At 60.1% G+C, this 16,030-nt stretch carries 12 protein-coding genes and 1 tRNA gene; 9 read left to right on the top strand and 4 right to left on the bottom strand.

What is annotated here, in order from left to right:
- The first annotated feature begins 54 nt into the window (after positions 1–54).
- From dnaG to F3I16_RS04080, 5 genes are all read left to right on the top strand, one after another.
- On the top strand, positions 55–2,031 hold the full coding sequence (gene dnaG, locus F3I16_RS04100; protein WP_160492448.1) for a DNA primase: 1,977 nt from the start codon (positions 55–57) through the stop codon (positions 2,029–2,031).
- Positions 2,032–2,098: 67 nt separating this feature from the next.
- A complete protein-coding gene (gene rpoD, locus F3I16_RS04095) occupies positions 2,099–3,943 on the top strand; it encodes an RNA polymerase sigma factor RpoD (RefSeq protein WP_160083065.1) in 1,845 nt (614 codons plus the stop codon).
- Positions 3,944–4,040: 97 nt separating this feature from the next.
- On the top strand, positions 4,041–7,772 hold the full coding sequence (locus F3I16_RS04090) for a bifunctional diguanylate cyclase/phosphodiesterase (RefSeq protein WP_160492447.1): 3,732 nt from the start codon (positions 4,041–4,043) through the stop codon (positions 7,770–7,772).
- Between the two features lie 16 nt (positions 7,773–7,788).
- Positions 7,789–7,865, top strand: a tRNA-Ile gene (locus F3I16_RS04085).
- Between the two features lie 127 nt (positions 7,866–7,992).
- Positions 7,993–9,066 carry a site-specific integrase gene (locus F3I16_RS04080; protein ID WP_160492446.1) on the top strand — a complete coding sequence of 358 codons (1,074 nt, stop codon included), beginning with the start codon at positions 7,993–7,995 and terminating at the stop codon, positions 9,064–9,066.
- A 389-nt stretch (positions 9,067–9,455) separates the two neighbouring features.
- Here the strand turns inward: F3I16_RS04080 and F3I16_RS04075 are convergent, their stop codons facing one another.
- The 3 genes from F3I16_RS04075 to F3I16_RS04065 form a co-directional block, all read right to left on the bottom strand.
- On the bottom strand, positions 9,456–10,292 hold the full coding sequence (locus tag F3I16_RS04075) for a hypothetical protein (protein ID WP_160492445.1): 837 nt from the start codon (positions 10,290–10,292) through the stop codon (positions 9,456–9,458).
- A 384-nt stretch (positions 10,293–10,676) separates the two neighbouring features.
- The gene (locus F3I16_RS04070; protein ID WP_160492444.1) at positions 10,677–11,219 is read right to left on the bottom strand and encodes a hypothetical protein; all 543 of its coding nucleotides are present in this window, start codon (positions 11,217–11,219) and stop codon (positions 10,677–10,679) included.
- Complete coding sequence (locus tag F3I16_RS04065; protein WP_160492443.1) at positions 11,216–12,640, bottom strand: MarR family transcriptional regulator; 1,425 nt, start codon at positions 12,638–12,640, stop codon at positions 11,216–11,218. Before F3I16_RS04065 ends, F3I16_RS04070 begins: the two co-directional genes overlap by 4 nt.
- Positions 12,641–12,729: 89 nt before the next feature.
- On the opposite strand from F3I16_RS04065, the gene F3I16_RS04060 reads away from it, so the two are divergent.
- The 4 genes from F3I16_RS04060 to F3I16_RS04045 are packed head-to-tail and all read left to right on the top strand — an operon-like array spanning position 12,730 to position 14,367.
- Positions 12,730–12,954 carry a DNA-binding protein gene (locus F3I16_RS04060; protein ID WP_160492442.1) on the top strand — a complete coding sequence of 75 codons (225 nt, stop codon included), beginning with the start codon at positions 12,730–12,732 and terminating at the stop codon, positions 12,952–12,954.
- Positions 12,951–13,784: a hypothetical protein gene (locus F3I16_RS04055; protein ID WP_160492441.1), complete on the top strand. Its 834-nt coding sequence runs from the start codon at positions 12,951–12,953 to the stop codon at positions 13,782–13,784. Before F3I16_RS04060 ends, F3I16_RS04055 begins: the two co-directional genes overlap by 4 nt.
- Positions 13,785–13,831: 47 nt before the next feature.
- Positions 13,832–14,095, top strand: a complete 264-nt coding sequence (locus tag F3I16_RS04050; RefSeq protein WP_160492440.1) for an XRE family transcriptional regulator — start codon at positions 13,832–13,834, stop codon at positions 14,093–14,095.
- A complete protein-coding gene (locus F3I16_RS04045; RefSeq protein ID WP_160492439.1) occupies positions 14,080–14,367 on the top strand; it encodes a hypothetical protein in 288 nt (95 codons plus the stop codon). The genes F3I16_RS04050 and F3I16_RS04045 overlap by 16 nt, the downstream gene beginning before the upstream one ends.
- Positions 14,368–14,371: 4 nt before the next feature.
- On the opposite strand, the gene F3I16_RS04040 is transcribed toward F3I16_RS04045, so the two are convergent.
- On the bottom strand, positions 14,372–15,826 hold the full coding sequence (locus F3I16_RS04040; protein ID WP_256670064.1) for a MobA/MobL family protein: 1,455 nt from the start codon (positions 15,824–15,826) through the stop codon (positions 14,372–14,374).
- Positions 15,827–16,030: the final 204 nt, after the last annotated feature.

The following is a 16,030-nucleotide window of genomic DNA, read 5'->3' as shown; positions in this document are numbered from 1 at the left end:
TCGGAGTTTTTTCGTTTATGCTCCCGCCTCTGGCACCAGCACACTGACGACTCCATGGCCGGCCTGATCCCGCAATCCTTCATCGATGACCTGCTCAACCGCACCGACATAGTCGAGGTGGTGAGTTCGCGCATCCAGATCAAGAAGGCCGGCAAGAACTACACGGCCTGCTGCCCGTTCCACAAGGAAAAAACCCCCTCCTTCAGCGTCAGCCCGGACAAACAGTTCTACTACTGCTTCGGTTGCGGCGCCGGCGGCAACGCGCTCGGCTTCATCATGGACCACGACAACCTGGACTTCCCCCAGGCCATCGAGGAACTGGCCAAGCGCGCCGGCATGGAAATTCCCCGCGAGGAAGGCGGACGGCACAGCAAGCCACGCCAACCCACCGACTCGCCGCTCTACCCGCTACTGACCGCCGCCAGCGACTACTACCGCCAGGCCCTGAAGAGCCACCCGACGCGCAAGGCGGCGGTGGACTACCTCAAGGGCCGCGGCCTGTCCGGCGAGATCGCCCGCGACTTCGGTCTCGGCTTCGCCCCGCCGGGCTGGGACAACCTGCTCAAGCACCTGGGCGGCGACAGCCTGCAGCAGAAGGCGATGATCGACGCCGGCCTGCTGATCGAGAACGCCGAAACCGGCAAGCGCTACGACCGTTTCCGCGACCGCGTGATGTTCCCCATCCGCGACAGCCGCGGGCGCATCATCGCCTTCGGCGGCCGGGTGCTCGGCGACGACAAGCCCAAATACCTGAACTCCCCGGAAACCCCGGTGTTCCACAAAGGCCAGGAACTCTACGGCCTGTACGAGGCGCGCAAGAACAACCGCGACCTCGACGAGATCATGGTGGTCGAAGGCTACATGGACGTCATCGCCCTGGCCCAGCAAGGCCTGCGCAACGCCGTGGCCACCCTCGGCACCGCCACCAGCGAGGAACACCTCAAGCGCCTGTTCCGCATCGTACCCAGCGTGCTGTTCTGCTTCGACGGCGACGCCGCCGGACGCAAGGCCGCCTGGCGCGCCCTCGAATCGACCCTACCGAGCCTGCAGGACGGACGCCGCGCGCGCTTCCTGTTCCTCCCCGAAGGCGAGGACCCGGACAGCCTGGTCCGCGCCGAAGGCACCGACGCCTTCCGTGCGCGCATCAACCAGCACGCCCAGCCGCTGGCCGACTACTTCTTCCAGCAGCTCTGCGAAGAGGCCGACCCGCGCTCCCTGGAAGGCAAGGCCCACCTGGCGACCCTGGCCAGCCCGCTGATCGAGCAGATTCCCGGCAACAACCTGCGCGCCCTGATGCGCATGCGCCTGGGCGAGATTACCGGCCTGCACGCCGACGCCCTGGCGCAGCTGAGCCGCAACACGCCACCCCCCGCACCCAGCAGCCCGCAGGATCACGCCCCCGCCGCCGACCACTATTACGATGCGCAGCCGGAATACGGCGATATCGCCGACTATGCCGACCATATCGAGCCGCCCCAGGAGGCCTTCGAGCCGAAGAAGAACTGGAAGAAAGGCGAAGGCAAGCCATGGAAGAAGGACGGCAACTGGAAGAAAGGCGGCCGCGACGACCAGCCGCGCATACCGCGCAAGGCCGTCAGCGTCGAATCGCCCACCCTGACCGCCCTGCGCACCCTGCTGCATCATCCCAACCTGGCGCAGAAGGTCGAGGATGTCAGCCATTTCGCCGCCGAAGACGACACCTACGCCCAGCTGCTGGTCGCCCTGCTCGGCGCCCTGCAGAAGAGCCCGAACCTGCGCTCGCTGCAGCTGATCGCGCGCTGGCACGGCACCGAACAGGGCCGCCTGCTGCGCGCCCTGGCGGAAAAGGAATGGCTGATTTCCGTCGACAACCTTGAACAACAGTTTTTCGACACTATAACTAGCTTGGTAGCCCGCCAACGCGAGCGCAGCCTGGAACAACTGCTGCGCAAAGCCCGTCAAAGTGAATTGAATACCGAGGAAAAAGAGCAGCTGCGAAACCTGCTCAATCGCAACCATTCGCCCGCTTCCCCGACCTCAACTGGCGCTTGAGGCCTCGAATCGGGTATAATCCTCGGCTTGTTTTTTGCCCGCCAAGACCTTCAATGGATAGGGTGTTATGTCCGGAAAAGCGCAACAGCAATCTCGTTTGAAAGAGTTGATCGCCCGCGGTCGTGAGCAGGGTTACCTGACTTACGCGGAGGTCAACGACCACCTGCCGGAGGATATTTCCGACCCGGAACAGGTGGAAGACATCATCCGCATGATCAACGACATGGGGATCAACGTATTCGAGACTGCCCCGGATGCGGATGCCCTGTTGTTGGCCGAGGCCGACACCGATGAGGCCGCTGTCGAGGAAGCCGCAGCCGCCCTGGCGGCCGTGGAGACCGATATCGGCCGCACCACCGACCCGGTGCGCATGTACATGCGTGAAATGGGCACCGTGGAGCTGCTGACCCGCGAAGGCGAAATCGAAATCGCCAAGCGCATCGAAGAAGGCATTCGCGAAGTCATGAGCGCCATCGCTCACTTCCCGGGTACCGTCGACAGCATCCTCGCCGACTACCAGCGCGTCACCAGCGAAGGTGGCCGCCTGTCCGACATCCTCAGCGGTTATATCGACCCGGACGACGGCAGCCTGCCTGCCGAAGAAGTCCCGGTCGATCTGAAAACCGCCGCACCGGCCGCCGAAGCCGCCGATGACGAGGAAGAAGAAAGCGACAGCGACGACGAAGAAGAAGGCGATGGCGGTCCGGACCCGGAAGAAGCCCTGCGCCGTTTCACCGCCGTCTCCGAGCAGCTGGAAAAAGCCCGCAAGGCGCTGAAGAAGCATGGTCGCAGCAGCAAGCAGGCAATCGCCGAACTGCTCGCCCTGGCCGAGCTGTTCATGCCGATCAAGCTGGTGCCCAAGCAGTTCGATGCCCTGGTCGAGCGCGTACGCGGCTCGCTGGAGCAGTTGCGCGCCCAGGAACGCGCCATCATGCAGCTGTGCGTACGTGATGCGCGCATGCCGCGTGCCGACTTCCTCAAGCTGTTCCCCGGCCACGAAGTCGACGAAAGCTGGGCCGCCGGCCTGGCCAAGGGCAAGGCCAAGTACGCCGAGGCCATCGGCAACCTGCAGGCCGACATTCTGCGCTGCCAGCAGAAGCTGATCGCCCTGCAGAACGACACCAGTCTGACCATCGCCGAAATCAAGGACATCAACCGCCGCATGTCCATCGGCGAGGCCAAGGCCCGCCGGGCGAAGAAAGAGATGGTCGAGGCCAACCTGCGCCTGGTTATCTCCATCGCCAAGAAGTACACCAACCGCGGCCTGCAGTTCCTCGACCTGATCCAGGAAGGCAACATCGGCCTGATGAAGGCGGTGGACAAGTTCGAATACCGCCGCGGCTACAAGTTCTCGACCTACGCCACCTGGTGGATTCGCCAGGCGATCACCCGCTCGATCGCCGACCAGGCACGCACCATCCGTATTCCGGTGCACATGATCGAGACGATCAACAAGCTCAACCGTATCTCCCGCCAGATGCTGCAGGAGATGGGGCGCGAACCGACCCCGGAAGAGCTGGGCGAGCGCATGGAAATGCCCGAGGACAAGATCCGCAAGGTCCTGAAGATCGCCAAAGAGCCGATCTCCATGGAAACCCCGATCGGCGACGACGAAGACTCGCACCTGGGCGACTTCATCGAGGACAGCACCATGCAGTCCCCGATTGACGTAGCCACGGTGGAAAGCCTCAAGGAAGCCACCCGCGAAGTACTGGCCGGCCTCACCGCCCGTGAAGCCAAGGTCCTGCGCATGCGCTTCGGCATCGACATGAATACCGACCACACCCTCGAGGAAGTCGGCAAGCAGTTCGATGTGACCCGCGAGCGGATCCGCCAGATCGAAGCCAAGGCGCTGCGCAAGCTGCGTCATCCGACGCGAAGCGAGCATCTGCGCTCCTTCCTCGACGAGTAAAACCACAACCCCCGGCCCAAACCGGGGGTTTTGTTTTCTGTCCCATGCCACGCCCGGCTACACTGCAGCAATATCCCTTGCTGCGGAAACCGCCTGCATGTCGCGTTGGCTGGCCATTCTCCTGTTGTGTCTGGCGTACTGGGCAAGCCCGGCGCACGCGCTCACCCTCAGTGCAACCGAGCAAGCCTGGCTGGCCGAACACCCGCAACTGCGCCTCGGCGTCGACGCCTCCTGGCCGCCTTTCGAGTTTCGCGACGAGCAGGGCCGCTACCAGGGGCTCAGCGCCAGCTATGTGGGACTGATCGAAGAACGCCTGGAGATCGACCTGGTGCCGGTCGAGCCACGCAACTGGAGCGAACTGCTGAGCAGCGCCAAGGGCGGCCAGCTCGACCTGCTGCCGGGGGTGATGGCCACCCCGGAGCGCCAGCGGGATCTGGCCTTCACCCGCCCCTACCTCGACTTCCCGATCGTCATCATCGCCCACACCGACGGCGCCCAGCCGCGCACCCTGCAGCAGCTGTACGGCCTGAAAGTCGCGGTGGTCAAGGACTACGCCCCCCACGAGCTGCTGCGCAGCCGCCATCCGGACCTCAACCTGCTGCCGCTGGCCAGCGTCAGCGCCGCCCTGCAAGCGGTCGCCACCGGCCAGGCCGACGCCCTGGTCGGCGATCTCGCTTCCAGCGTCTGGAGCATGCGCCAGCTCAAGCTCGAAGGCCTCTACGTCAGCGGCGAGACGCCCTACCGCTACCAGCTGGCGATGGCCGCGCCGCACAGCCAGGCGGTGCTGGTCGGCATTCTCGACAAGCTGTTCGCCGAACTCAGCGCCAAGGAAATCGAAACGCTGCAGGAGCCCTGGATAGGCGGCGTGCTGGATCGCCGGCAGTTCTGGCAGCAGGCCCTGCTCTACGGCCTGCCGGCGCTGCTGGCGGCAGCCCTGATCCTCACCGCCCTGCTGCGCATCAACCGCCGCCTGAGCCAGGAGATACGCGGGCGCCACGCGCTCGAACTGCAGCTGCGCAACAGTGCCCAGCACTACCGCGGCCTGGTCGAAAGCCTCAACGCGATCGCCTGGGAAATGCGCCTGGACGACTACTGCTTCACCTACGTCTCCCCGCATGCCGAACGCCTGCTCGGCTACCCGCTGAACGACTGGCTGGAGCCGGGCTTCTGGCAGCGCACGCTGCACCCGGACGATGCCGAATCCGCCCTCAACTACTGCGTCAGCGAGAGCCTGGCCGGCCGCGCCCACAGCCTCGACTACCGCATGCTGGCGGCCGACGGCCGGGTGGTGTGGATTCGCGATATCGTCACGCCGATCCAGCAGGACGGCAAACAGATCCTGCGCGGCCTGATGATCGATATCAGCGACACCAAGCAGGCCGAACAGGCGCGGCAGCTGTCCGAACAGAAGTTCACCTCGGTGTTCCACAACTGCCCGGACATCCTGGTGATCACCCGGCGCAGCGACGGCGTGCTGCTGGAGGTCAACCAGACCTTCGAGCAGGAATTCGGCATTGCCGCCGCCCAGGCCGTCGGCAAGACCGCCACCGAGCTGGATATCTGGGGCCTGCCGGGCATCGGCCCGCAGCTGCTCGCCCGCCTGCAGGGCGAGGCGCTGAGCAACCTCGAAATGCCGTTCCGGCGCAGCAACGGCGAACTGTTCAGCGGCCTGATCTCGGCCCAGCCGGTGCTCATCGACGGCCACCAGGCGCTGATCGTCGCGGTGCGCAACATCACCGAACTGAAGCGCACCCAGCAGCAGCTGAAGATTTCCGAGGAGAAGTTCGCCAAGGCCTTCCACGCCTCGCCGGACGGCCTGCTGATCACCCGCCTGCAGGATGGCTGCATGCTGGAAGCCAACGAGGGCTTCAGCCGCATCACCGGCTACGAGAGCCAGGAAGTGATCGGCCAGTCCACCCTGCAGCTCGAGCTGTGGGCCGACCCGCAGGATCGCCTGCAGATGATCGAGCAGCTCCACCAGCATGGCCAGGCCCGCAACCTGAACGCCTGGATCCGCACCCAGAGTGGGCAACTGCGTCTCACCGAACTGTCGGCGCAGCTGATCATGGTCGATGAGGAACAATGCATCCTCACCATCGCCCGCGACATCACCGAACGCCAGCAGATGCAGGAACGCCTGCACCAGGCCGCCACCGTGTTCGAGAACACCGCCGAGGGGGTGATGATCACCGACACCGATCAGCGCATCACCGCGGTCAACCGCGCCTTCAGCGAGATCACCGGCTACAGCGAGGCGGAAGCCCTCGGCCAGTCACCGCGCCTGCTCTCCTCCGGCCAGCACGACAGCGCCTTCTATGCCGCCATGTGGCACCAGCTCTCCGCCGTCGGCCACTGGCAGGGGGAGATCTGGAACAAGCGCAAGAACGGCGAGCCGTTCCCGGAATGGCTGACCATCAGCGCAGTGCGCAATGCCGGCGGCAGCATCACCCACTTCGTCGCCGTGTTCGCCGACATCAGCACCCTCAAGCATGCCCAGGCGCGCCTCGACCACCAGGCCCACCACGACCCGCTGACCGGCCTGCCCAACCGCCTGCTGTTCGAGAGCCGGCTGAATGCCGCGCTCAACGATGCGCGCTCGGACAACCAGCAGGGCGCCGTGGTCTTCCTCGACCTCGACCGCTTCAAGCACATCAACGACAGCCTCGGCCACCCGGTCGGCGACGCCCTGCTGAAGAGCATCGCCCAGCGCCTGCGCGAGCAGCTGCGCGACGTCGACACCGTGGCCCGCCTGGGCGGCGACGAGTTCATCGTCCTGCTCCCCGGCCTGCACCAGCAACGGGATGCCGAACGCGTCGCGACCAAGCTGCTGACCTGCTTCAACGCGCCGTTCCAGGTCGACAGCCACGAGTTCTTCATCAGCGCCAGCATCGGCATCAGCCTGTTCCCGGAAGACGGCAACGACGTCGCCACCCTGGTGAAGAATGCCGACGCGGCCATGTACAGCTCCAAGGCCAAGGGGCGCAACCGCATCGAGTTCTACACCCGCAGCCTGACCTTCCAGGCCACCGAGCGCATGACCCTGGAACACGAACTGCGCCGCGCCATCGAGCGCGACGAACTGAGCCTGCACTACCAGCCCAAGATGTGCCTGAGCAGCGGCCGCCTGATCGGTGCCGAGGCACTGATCCGCTGGAGCCACCCGGTGTTCGGCGAGATCCCGCCGGACCGCTTCATCCCCCTGGCCGAAGAGAACGGCATGATCCTCCAGCTCGGCGACTGGGTCCTCCAGGAAGCCTGCCGGCAGATGCGCACCTGGCAAGACAGCCACGCACCCTTCGGCCCGCTGTCGGTCAACCTCTCCGGCAGCCAGCTGCGCCAACCGCAACTGGCCGCACGGATCGCCGACACCCTGCGCGACTACGGCCTGCACGCCAGCCGCCTGCAACTGGAAATCACCGAAGGCTTCATCATGACCCAGGCCGAAGAGGCCCTGGGCATCCTCCACGAACTCAAGGCCCTCGGCCTGCAGCTGGCGATCGACGACTTCGGCACCGGCTACTCCTCGCTCAGCTACCTCAAGCGCCTGCCGCTGGACATCCTGAAGATCGACAAATCCTTCGTCCGCGGCCTGCCCGGCGACCCCGACGACGCCGCCATCACCCGCGCCATCATCGCCCTCGGCCGCAGCCTGCAGATGACCGTGATCGCCGAAGGGGTGGAAACCAAGGCCCAGGAAATCTTCCTCAGCAGCGAAGGCTGCGCGCAGATCCAAGGCTACGTGGTCAGCCGGCCGCTCTCGGCGGAGTCCTTCGCCAGCAACTTCCTCGGCCCCTTATCGATTGGCAGCAGCGAAAGGGCGCCGGTATAATCCGCCCGCCTTCTGGGGGCCTATAGCTCAGTTGGTTAGAGCAGAGGACTCATAATCCTTTGGTCCACGGTTCGAGTCCGTGTGGGCCCACCAACTCCAAAGCCGCGCACTGCGCGGCTTTTTCATGTCCGCAGCAAAAACAGCTAGACCAGTCCTATAGTCCAAAGGTACAAAATCAGTACAGTGCCGGTACAGCAGCACGCCTTTGGAGCAAGTAAAAATGGCCACCATCGTCAAAACGGAAGCTGGCACTTGGAAGGCCCTGGTACGCAAAACCGGCTGGCCAACCAACACCAAAACCTTCCGTACAAAGCGCGATGCCGAGGACTGGGCACGCCGCACCGAAGATGAAATGGTCAGGGGCGTGTACATCCAACGCAGTGGCTCCGAGCGCATGACCTTGGAAATGGCGCTCAAACGCTACCTCAGCGAAATCAGCCCCACCAAGAAGCCGACCACCCAGCGCGCCGAAGCCACCAAAGCCCAGCAGCTGATCAGCCATCTGGGCAAATACTCCATGGCTGCCCTCTCGGCCGAGATCATCGCCGGCTATCGTGATACCCGCCTGGCTTCGATCACCAATCGTGGCAAGCCCACCAGCAACAACACCGTGCGACTGGAACTGGCCCTGCTCAGCCACCTGTTCACCGTAGCGATTCAGGAGTGGGGCTTGGGCCTGAGCTTCAACCCAGTGCTGAATATCCGCAAACCCAGCCCCGGAGAAGGCCGCGATCGCCGCCTATCTGCGGAGGAAGAACGTCGCCTGCTGACAGCTGTAAACAATCACAGCAACCCCATGCTGGGGTGGATCGTCCGCATCGCCTTGGAAACCGGCATGCGCTCATCCGAGATCACATCCCTGCGCAGGCATCAGGTCGATATGAAAAAGCGCGTGGTGCGCCTCTCCGACACCAAGAACGACAGCGCACGCACCGTCCCACTCAGCAAATGGGCCACAGAGACCTTCCAGGCGGCGCTGAACAATCCGATACGTCCGATTGACTGTGACCTAGTGTTCTTTGGCGAGCCGGGCAAAAACGGCAAGCGCGCGCCCTACGCTTTCACCAAAACCTGGGGACTACTGAAGACCAAGCTCGGCATGCCCGATCTGCGCTTCCACGATCTACGCCATGAAGCAGTCAGCCGGCTGGTCGAGGGTGGCCTGTCTGACCAGGAGGTCTCGGCAATCAGCGGCCACAAGTCGATGCAGATGCTCAAGCGCTACACTCATCTGCGAGCCGAAGACCTCGTTGGCAAGCTGGACAAGCTGCAACGCCAACGCGAAGCACCTTGATCAGCATGTAATACATACACGAACTCTTTACCGAGTTGATTGAAGGCTTCGAAGCCCTGGCAAAGGGACGCAAGAGCAAAGCGGAGCCGTGATCCACAGATGCTCAACGGACTGAGCCGCAGAGATCCAATCTGGAACCCCAAAGGAGTTCGCTTGAACAAGCGATGGGGGTACAAAACTGCTACATTGCAGCACTCGCCAATCAAAATATATCAAGCCACTTCTCTTCCGGCAGAGGATCCACCGGAAGAGAAGCGCCTCACCTCCCAAAGCAGTTAGCCACGTAACTGCAGCAGCCTGACCAGCCAACTCTGCTGATAATAGATGCGCCTTAAGAGCATCCTGACGCCAACACGTCGAAGATAACACCCTAATATCATCTACCTTGATCAGCCACGCTTACGCGAGCTCGCCTTCTGTCGCCTACGCACAGCTGCGGCGTTTTGTGACTTGCGCTGGGCTAACTGCCGGTTAAGGGACTCCAGCTTTTCATCTAGACGACCGTATAGATTATGTTTCGACCTGACGACTTCGCTGAAGAAGTAGCGTTTGAACGCCGATGCTTCGAGACGCCCCTGACTCCATGCGTGCAGAAGAAAGTTGCTACTCAAGAAGAAGCAGACGCCGCAGAAGAGAATAGTCAATTGCAGATACAAAGCTTGATCCGTTTCTAATTCACCAGATGCGTTTTTAACCAGCATCCAAAACGCTACCACGGTAACCGACAACACCACAAAGAACATCAGCAATGGTGCCTGCTTACGCACACGCCGCCCACCTATGCTCAGATATGTGCATTGAATCATGGTATATAAGGAGTTAACCAAAAATGGAAAGCCAACGAAGGCGATATCGATACCCGAGAAGCCGTAACTCACCGAATCAAGCCAATAGATACTTGCCAGCACCAATGCGGTAAGTCCAGCTACAACCAGATCCTTCTGCAAGGACTTGGCATAATCCAGATACTGCCGACCATTTTTACCTGCCCGCGAATGGAGATAATCGACCAGCTCGATATAGGCAATCGGCCAAAACACTGCCGTGAATAAAATAATGTATGTAGCCTTGAGCAGCTCGAAGAACTGCAGATCGTAAAGTAGCGCTAAGGGATTGATCCTCAGCGACAAGACACCCCACCCCAGAGCTATAAGCAGAATCGGATAGAAGATGAGACGATGCAAATACCGTATGGATCTAGTTCCCATGGAGCTGACTGCACTCATTTAATGACACCAATTGAGGAGAGCATGATTACCCATCCTGCCCTTGCGCTAGCATTGGCCAATAAATAATTGCAACTCAGAAAAATAATGTCCATAGGCAACACTTCGTTCAGCTGCTGGTCGTTCTTGTAATTTTTTCAGGGGAGGGGGCGGCCACTCTATATAATCAAGAAGCACGACCTATATGGCGCTCTGGCAGAGGCCAACGCGAACACCGACAGGGCGAGGAGGCTGCTCCCAGATAGCATGGGCAGCTTCGGATCATTTGCGACCGACTGCGGCCTACGCATAATAAGCCCAATGATTGAGCTAACCGGCAGACAAGAGTGCAGCTTTGGGCTGTTCAGAGAGCTAAAGAAAGCGATTGAACACCGAAATTACGAATTATATATTGAAGTCATTGCTCCCAAGATTGATGATAAATGCCTGAAGAGCAGCCCTGGCCTTACTTCGATCATTCAATAGCGCTGCATATTCACTTGCCGCCTCTGCGCCGGGCGAACTCTCAAGCAAACTTAATAAATAGTTATTGGCTGCCTGATGAGAGTCTGCATAAGAATTCATGAGCACTCCAAGCCGAGCTCTCGAGCCCTCATCCCCATACATCCTTAGATACCTGTGAATCTCGACCAAATTAACAGTTGAGTCGTAGATATTTGCCTCTTGATTGAGGGCGCGCATCGTACCCATAGCCCCCTCATATGTATCAAAATGCGGAGACAAATCTAAGGAGGCCGACTTCCTCAGCGCATCACCCACATCTTCTGAAAACTTCACAATGGCATCATTTATTTTTTCTGACACCTCGCGAGACAATTTCTTATTCTCTTGATAAAGAGAAAAAGTCCATCCCCCCATAGATATAATAATCGCACACAATCCTGTCACCAACGCAGTCTGCACTGATGCCTTCTGATACCATTTCATCGTACTTCTCCGTGCGCGAAAGGCACGCGCATCATGCGCACCAATCCATCTACCGTACCTTTAGTCAGCCTGACTTGCTTTGCAATCGCTGCAACCGGCAGACCACGCGCCAAGCAATTCCCGATGGCTTCACGGACATGATGCGGCACTTGAGCTTCGCCTGTTGTAGGGTTGAGATAGCTACCCGCATGGTGAGCATTCATCAGCGACTCAAGACTCTTTTTGGCCTTTGAAATGGCCTGACGCGAAATACCCAGCCGCCTAGCCATCTCCGACTGGCTCATGCCCTCCTGGTGCATCATCCAGACCTTTTCACGCAACCCGAGCGAGCCCCTACGGCTCGGCGCAATTGCATGTAGCCCCGAGTGCACCTGGTCATAGGCAACCTTTCTGACCTCCTGCAGGTCAGCCGCGTCAGGTAATCGCAGGTTGAAGGCAAACTCAGATCTGGCTGCGCCAGTCAGCACAGAAAGGTGATGTTGAAACGCTGCCAGATAGCGCAAATCAGCGTGGTACTTTGGAGAGCCCGGCTGATGAACCGAGCAGTATTGGCGACTCAGGTTTCCCGCTACGATTCTCTCAGCGCGGAACCGGTCGAATATGGCCCTGAGGTTTGCGACCTCTGTTTTCGATAGCAGCGCGCATGAGCGAGGGAGATGCTGGCAGACCTTCAGCATCAGGGCCTGTGCCCACCGTGTTTCTTGGATACCCCCAGTGAATCGGCCGGCCCTCACAACCTTGCCAACTTCCTGTTTCTCTTGAGCGTCCAGCTCCTGCAACCTCCTGGATCTGATACTCAGCCGCCAGCAGAGCGCACAGTAAGCCTCTCCTTGCGGCCGCGTCCGATCATCCTGCAGCGCATCAAAGTCCACCAGAGCACCAGTGCGCTTGGGCCTGAAGTGACGCAACAACCGGAACAGTTCACGTACCGACTCAAGAGCGCCACATAAAGCCTCTGCCCCCGACAGCGGGAGCCCCTTAGGGCCCAGAAGGCTCCGGATCGCAAACCGCAGATTTGCATCCCAGCGATCCATGTTCAGGAGCTGCCAGTCGACCTCGGGCATGCCTTCCGGCTTGGCCGTAACAAACTCACTCGCTACGACCTTCGCGGCTAACGATCCTGAAGATTCGGTGCAGGGCATCGCGCAGAATTGGGGCGGCTGCTGTGCCATTTCCGAAAGGCTTGCACCGCTCAGTAGCTCCTTTGCCCACACTCCACTGTAGCCAGCAATGCAGACCTCCAGGGCACCGTCTAGATTCGCACGAACCAGGGGCCAGATCGGATAGCGCCTAGAGGTCAAGCTCGAAGACTCGGCCAGGCCTGACAGCACAACGTTGTAGCCCGCCGCGAACTGGTCAGGACAGCGCGGATCGCAGGCATAATCACTGAGGCTAGAGAGCACGTAGTCTAGGCGAGCCATGTCAACCTAAAAGACAAATAAACATGCTCTATACTAGTCGTAGTTATCCGTAGTGTTCCACCTACATTCCCAAATGCAGGTGATGACACATGACAACCGAAGAACTGATCCTCAGCAGAACTGGCGGATCTCCCTTGCTCTCCCTGACGCAAGTAGCCGAGATCCTGCACCGCAGCCCGGAGGGACTGAGGATCACCCTCTCTGGGGATAACGAACTGGCCCGGAACCTCAGGCCGTGCAGGGTCAAAATCGGACGGCGCGTCTACTTCAAAATCCAGGACATTGTGCGGCTGATCGATGGGGCCGGCGCATGAGCAGGCAGCGGACGATCAATGACTCCGCGTTCTGGCGGTCACCCAAAATGGCAGGCAGAACGCAGGAGGATAGGGCAACACTCACCTACCTACTGACCTGCCCTTTCAGCAACATCATCGGCGCTTACCAGATCGTTCCACGCATTGCGGCATCAGAAATGGGCTGGGATACAGAGTCCCAATTCATGCCAATCCTGCGCCGGCTGCAGGAAGCTGGATTCATTGAATACGAGGCCGAGGCCAGTTTTGTATGGGTGCATATTTGGTGGGATCACAACTACCCGCTGATGGCCCTTGCGCCCAAACTGCGCCAGAAGACGTTCAGTCAGATTCGTGAGCTACCCGAGAAATGGCGCCCCCTCTACATCGAGGATCTTCTGGAGCGACTCCCCAGCAATGAGGAGCTAAGAGACCTCATAGCCAGCACATTTGGCTTACCCTCGACAGCAGATCAATGCCCTACCGGTGGGGTATCGATACCCTATGCATACCCTATCGATAGGGTGCGGGTTAACAGTAACTCTAAAAGTAACTCTAACCCTACTACCCTTGACCTCGGGCCACTTGAGCAGTTATCCACAGGCGAGCGAGAGAAAATCATCGCGTTACTACGTGATGTCTCCGACGAAGACGCCCGAAATCTGCTGGCAGAGCTCTCAAAAGCGATGACGCGGCCTGGGCATATCACCCAGTCACCCATTCAGTATTTCCACGGGATTTTGCAGCGTCATCGCAGCGGGGACTTCGTTCCAACTACTCCAGGGGCAAAAGCTGCAGCTGAGCTCGCACGAGCAGAGCTAAAGTCGCTGATAGCAAAGCCAGGGGCATAAGGCGCTTCCGTGGGCCTGCCTCTTCTATTCAGAAAGCGGTAACCACCATGATCAATGCAGAAACGAGCAGTGGGAATGTGTACGCAGACCTTGGCCTAGCCGACGCGGATACTATGCAGGCAAAGGCCCGAGTGGTGGCCACAATGCTTCAGATCATCGAAGAGCTGCGGCTATCGTTCGACTGTACCGCCCGCCTGGCAGGCATACCGGAAGATGAACTGAAAGCCATTCTGGCCGGTCAGTTCCGAAGCCACCCGCTCAGCGCGCTGGAGCGCATACAAAAGGAGATTCAACAGTGTACGGAGACATAACTGCCCCACCCCTCGAACAACCCGGCTACTGGCGGGAATACTTCACGGCCCTGGACAAAGATCCCCTCAGCCTTTCCATCTGGCGAAATGTCTTCGATGACACCGAGCTGAGCGAATTCATCACCGCCCCTAGTGAGACGCTTGAAGAGGCCAGCCAGCGCCATCAGCGCAAGCTGACAGCCATGCTGGAGGCCTTGGAAGAACTGCAGCTGCCCGAGCAGGAGTGGCTGGTTACGCGACTCCGCCGGGAGCTGAAACTGCAGTCACTTTGAATCGTTAGCGCTCCATATCCTGCTCATCGCTACGCTGCTCTTTGGCTGCTGCGCGAGCCTCGGCCTGCTCCCGCATTTGCTCTAGCGAGTTACGTGCTCCGGCGCCCCCCTGCTCGCCTTCTTGCATCGAATCTTTAAGGTGGCCCCTCTCGCCTGCACGAACCTTCATCTGATCCATGCTGACAACGTTCTGCGCCGGCTCTCGGACATGCCCTTTGATATGTCCTTGCTGAACGGCCCGGGCCTTCATCTGCTCTATTGCATTCGGATGTTTGGCAGGCTTTTGGCCATCTTCACGCTGTAGGTGATTAACCAGTCGATCTTGCTCATCGCGCCGCTCCTGCTCCATTTGGCGCCGCTGTTCCTGGGCCGCCTGTGCCTGGTCGGCGCGTTCTTTTTGGACGCGCAGATCCTGAGCCGCTTTCTCTGCGTCGGGCCCTTTCCCCTGCAACCGCATAGACTCCTGATTCTCGCGGCGCTCATTCTGCCGAGCCAGAGCGGTGGCGATTCGGCCAGCCTCTTTTGCACTCGCTCGCTCAGCCAGCTCCTTATTGGCTGAGGATGTGTTTTTCGTGTTCTTTGCCATGTGGCTATGCTCCCCTTCTCTGCCAGCTGCGAAGCCGGCTCCATGTGATACGTCCGGTCCATTTCGTTCTGCGAGTCGTCGTTCTCGCTCAAGCTCAAGGCTGATGATTTCTGCACCCGTACTGGGCACCTCACGCCGCAACACTTCGCGGCTTTGAGACAGCTCCGCCCGCGCCTGGCGAAAGTCGATAACCTTGGCCCTCAGTGCGGGATCTCTCCACTCACTCGGCAGATACTTGCGCTCAGGTATGAGTCCAGTATTCCGCTGAGCATGGCTTCGCATGTCTATCCGCTCGGCCAGACCGGCTCGCTCCAAATGGGCATTGCACGTCTTCTCCCAACGGTCGCGGAGCTGACGTAGCTCGGCCTTGCGCTCCGCTGCGCTCAAGGTCATTCCTGCACTAGGGCCATAGCCCTTGCGGGAGCCACCAAGCGCCGGATTCTTGCTGTTGTAGCGCTTGAAATACTGCTCAGGATCTCGCTCGATGCGATCCCGCTGACGCTCACTGAACATCAAATGAACGTGCGGCTGCTCACCGCCATCTGCTGCTCGCGGTGAATGAATAGCCCATTGATAAGCATGGCGCTCACCGATCTCTTGGCGCACGAAATCGCGCACCAGGTCAGCCCGCTGCTGAGCTGAAAGCTCGCGCGGTAAAGCGATTTCCATCTCTCGATAGGTCGTGCCGTTTTTCCGCTCATTCAGGTCAGCGGCTTTCCAGAACTCCTGTGGGTGCTGCCGAGCCCAGACAGGCATGTTTCCAGACTCCGATGCCTCCAGCTTTTCATTCCGATCAAGCCTTGTGGCGTACTTACCTTCACGGGCGATATAGGCGGCATGAGGCCCAGCCTTTCCAGCTTTGCCAACCTTCATGCTTAACCGACCAATCGCCATAGCGAACCCACCTCAACCTCTTTGAATTTTCGCGTCCGCGAAAATGCGCCTCTGCTTTTCGCTCTGATTTTCGCGTCCGCGAAAATTTGCTTTGGCTTCTGCCCCCGGCAGGGCGCGCTGTTTCTGAGGAACGAAGAAACAACTAAGCGCGCCTTCCAATACTTGGAAGGATATAGCAGCCCG

The organism is Pseudomonas sp. L-22-4S-12, assembly GCF_009799935.1.
In the GTDB taxonomy this organism is placed as follows: domain Bacteria; phylum Pseudomonadota; class Gammaproteobacteria; order Pseudomonadales; family Pseudomonadaceae; genus Aquipseudomonas.
This window is presented reverse-complemented; position numbering and strand designations above follow the sequence as displayed.